This window comes from Actibacterium naphthalenivorans, assembly GCF_014196965.1.
GTDB classification, from domain to species: Bacteria; Pseudomonadota; Alphaproteobacteria; order Rhodobacterales; family Rhodobacteraceae; genus Actibacterium_A; species Actibacterium_A naphthalenivorans.
This window is the reverse complement of record NZ_JACIEQ010000036.1, coordinates 1-3,515: the sequence shown is the minus strand read 5'-3', so window position 1 is coordinate 3,515 and position 3,515 is coordinate 1. Positions and strand designations below refer to the sequence as shown.

At 59.2% G+C, this 3,515-nt stretch carries 3 protein-coding genes; all 3 read right to left on the bottom strand.

Annotation, left to right across the window (positions count from 1 at the left end):
* Positions 1-72: 72 nt before the first annotated feature.
* The 3 genes from GGR17_RS20070 to GGR17_RS20060 are packed head-to-tail and all read right to left on the bottom strand — an operon-like array spanning position 73 to position 3,120.
* A complete protein-coding gene (locus tag GGR17_RS20070; protein ID WP_054540551.1) occupies positions 73-858 on the bottom strand; it encodes a TniQ family protein in 786 nt (261 codons plus the stop codon).
* A complete protein-coding gene (locus GGR17_RS20065; RefSeq protein WP_054540550.1) occupies positions 855-1,733 on the bottom strand; it encodes a TniB family NTP-binding protein in 879 nt (292 codons plus the stop codon). Before GGR17_RS20065 ends, GGR17_RS20070 begins: the two co-directional genes overlap by 4 nt.
* A gap of 1 nt (position 1,734) precedes the next feature.
* Complete coding sequence (locus GGR17_RS20060; protein ID WP_082386776.1) at positions 1,735-3,120, bottom strand: Mu transposase C-terminal domain-containing protein; 1,386 nt, start codon at positions 3,118-3,120, stop codon at positions 1,735-1,737.
* Between the last annotated feature and the right edge of the window lie 395 nt (positions 3,121-3,515).

The following is a 3,515-nucleotide window of genomic DNA, read 5'->3' as shown; positions in this document are numbered from 1 at the left end:
GCCGGTGTCGCGTTGCCCTTAAATTCGGCACACGGCGCGTTGGGCAGCGTGTGTTGCCCTTAAATGTGGTCTTCAGACGCCAGCTCGTCGGAGTTTTTCCCTATTTCGCAGTACAATCCGGTCAACTGCTGCAAGAAGACGGGGCCCTTTTTCAAACGCACGAAGCAAGGCAACTCTTGCGTACCCATCGAGGCCAGTGCTGAATATAGCCGCCTTGGCCAGTGGACGTGACTGAGCAACGGCGATTGCCGCAAGGCAGAAGAGTCTCACGTCGGGTCTGGGACTTTGAAGGGCAAAGGCCGTATCCGCGCGAACGGACTTGAGCGCCTTGGCATAAGTGGCCGCCCGCATGGCGCGTCGAAGTTTGTTGGCGCAGTTGGACGTCACCGCACTTTCGAGCAGCGCCGCGCCGCTTCGGGCACGACGCACCAGCGTTTCGGATATTCGGTTGCGATCAGGCTTGATGAGGATCGACGCAAGTCGGGTGCCGCAGATCTGGCAGTCGAATGCCCATAACTTCCGCCACTGTTTGAGCGCTATACCGCGCCGAGAGCAGTCGGGACAAGTTTGGAACGCGACCTGCGCCGTCATCAGGGCATCGGTCTGGGTCATTGTCCCAAAGGTAAGGGATTGAACAGTTTCAGCGGCAACACGGGCCGCAATCGATATCTTTTCTGCTGTGGTCGCGGCCACCTCGACGTCAAAATCCAGCATGGCGACCTGTCGCGTATCGACTCCAATATGCGCCAGGAGTGCGTCGACCTCACAATGGTTGGTGACCGCCAGTCGCGTCAGCCATCCAGAAAGCAGCTCATCTGCAAGAGGCGTGACAGTTTTCGGCAACGGGCGCTGCTTCAAGCTCTGGCCTTCTCGAGCCGCCGTTGGGTATTCGCATGGCGCGACCAAACGGGCGTCCATTTTGCGACTGCATCGTCGGTGATGCATTCCTGGCCCGTGACGATCGCGTCAATGGATAGGTCCTTGACCAAGGAAAATATCCGCGAAGTCACCCCGCCGGTCAGCGCCAGTATCTGCTTGAGCGATTTAACCTTCAGATTGGATTTCTTCGCGAGCGGCATGGCCGCGATCAGGGTTTGGATCATGTCCGAGAACTCGGCATCGTCGCGCCAGTTTGGCAGGTGGTGTTCGTCCAGGCGTCGCGCGAGTTGGACATCGCCGCGAATGGCATCGACCGCTTCGCTGACTCCAAAGCATACCAGCGATACCTCGAGTTCATTGCTGAGATAACGCAGAACATTCAGGAAGCGGCGTTGTTCGCGATGGGTTCCCGCCAGGAGGTTGTGAACTTCGTCGATCATGATCATCCGAAGCCCGAGATCGCTTAGAAGGCCAACAACGCGGACCTCAAGCGAGGCAACACTTTGGGCCCGCAAGCTTAGCACCGATGACGGAGCGCCGACGGCAGCGAGGATGTGCATATAGAACCGCCGCTCGTCTGGCGCTGGTGGTGCCTGCAAAAGAAGCAGCGGGGTGCGCGTGATACCTGTTTCCGGATCGTATTCCGGCGCGTACCTGCGCGACAGGTTTCGGGCGATCATCGTCTTGCCGATGCCGGAGGCCCCATGCACGAGAAGGCCCGGCATTCGAGTCTGCCGTGGCATCTCGATGAGGCCTTGCAGCCGGTCTAGCACTTGTTCCGCCCTCGGAAAGCCGATCCAGATATCTGATTGAATGAGGGCGATGCGGCCGTCTGCTTCTGTTTCTGCCCTCAATTCACCAGCGCTCCACCTTAAACATGGGGCGCGATGTATCACCGGTGTCGACTGGTCGCAGCCCCTCCGATTCCCGATCATCGGTGACCAGACCCTTCATCGAAGAATTCCTTTCACGGGATCGGCGCTCTGCCTTGGTGAGCGCGCGGCTTTCTCCCTCGATTTGGCGTTGCTGCCGGATCAATTCGGCGAGGACCAGTTCATTCGTGCCCACTTTCCCAATGGCCCGTGCCTTTTGCATGGCCTCGCGGTATTCCCAGAGTGACACCGGCGGGATTTCCAGGTTGCGGTACCGGGCCTCGACACATCTGCCGCCGTCCAGTTCGACCCAGACGGCCGAGAGATCGCGGGGATCGTAGCGTACGACCACCTTTCCGTCCCGGCGACCGACATAGCCCGCGAGGGCGTCGGACCAGTAGCGCAGGTCGAACAGGTGGATGCCGTCACGACGTACTTGCCGCTGCTCACTTGGCAAGAAACTCACCCGAAACGCCTCCATGTCGAAGGGGATGTCGCCGGACATTTCCCCGGCGAGCGCTTCCCACTTGGCGACAGGAGCGCAGCCAAGGCTCGAATGAATGCTGTTGTTGTAGCGACAGATTTCCAAGGCAAACCACCGATCAAACTCTCGCAAGGTCATCGCCGCCATGGCTTCTGCGGCATAGCCGCCCTTGGCCGCGACCGACGACTGCGTTGTTCCTGGCAAGAGATGCACTGCGCCCATCATAGTGCCGATCAGCCGCTCGACATGCCCACCAAAATGAGGGCTTCCCGGCGGTCGATAGACCAGATTGATCCCCCATTCTGCGCAGGCAGATTGAAAGGCACGGGATCGAAAATCGCGGCCATTGTCGACGTGAATGCTGTCGGGCTTTCCCTGCGCGGGCCACGGAACATTACACTCGAGGTCGGCCAGAAACTCTGCTTTGGGGGCGACGGCCCGCGTGAGGCACAAGGCCACCGAAAGGCGAGACGGCGCCTCGAAGCTGACATGGTATCCTGTCACCATGCGCGTGGCGATGTCGATCGCCAAGGTCACCCAAGGACGGCCGATGGGTTTGCGCTCGAAACTGTCGACAAGGATTATGTCAGCTGGTGTGTGATCGATCTGTACAACGTCCAACGGTCGTTCTGATCTATTCCTTCCCGTCACCGGCGCAAACCTTTGGCGCGCTGCCTTTGCGCCCTCGCGCGCTTTCATGACTTCGCGCGCATCCATCGCATCGAGGCGACGCTGAACAGTTCGGCGCGTCGGGGGCTGAAGCCCTCGCTCAAGGCAGGCACTGCGGATTTCTGTCACAACGCGCGCCAGGCTAGGTCGTTCTCGCCGAAGGTAGTATCGAGTCAAATGGTCTTCGATGATGCCTTCGACATCACCGGCCACCATGATCGACCCCGTGGGTCGGCCGCGTCTGCGGGGAACAAGAGCGCTTGTCCGGCCACCTTCTTCTGCAAGCCGTCGGATCCAGCGCCAAACTGTGGTCTTGCTGACGCCAAGCTCCCAGACTGCATCACGTATACCGCTTTCCAAGCTCCCGGTGCGATTGAGATACGCCTGTACAAGCGGTCGAAGGACCGATGCCCGGCGCAGCGCCTCAGCACCAGCATCGCCACAGTCTTCATCATTACCTTCCATCGCTGCCAACCGCCCAACCCCGTGAACCCTATGTCAGCTTTAACGGCAAGAATGTCGGATTTAAAGGCAAGATATCATATTTAATGGCAAAGCAGCCTCATTGATTTCGTTGACTTTCTTATGCCGCATTTAAGGGCTACGCGACA

Excerpts from the sequence above, each read along its gene's own strand:
- GGR17_RS20060 (WP_082386776.1), bottom strand. The coding sequence starts at position 3,120 with ATGGTGGCCGGTGATGTCGAAGGCATCATCGAAGACCATTTGACTCGA.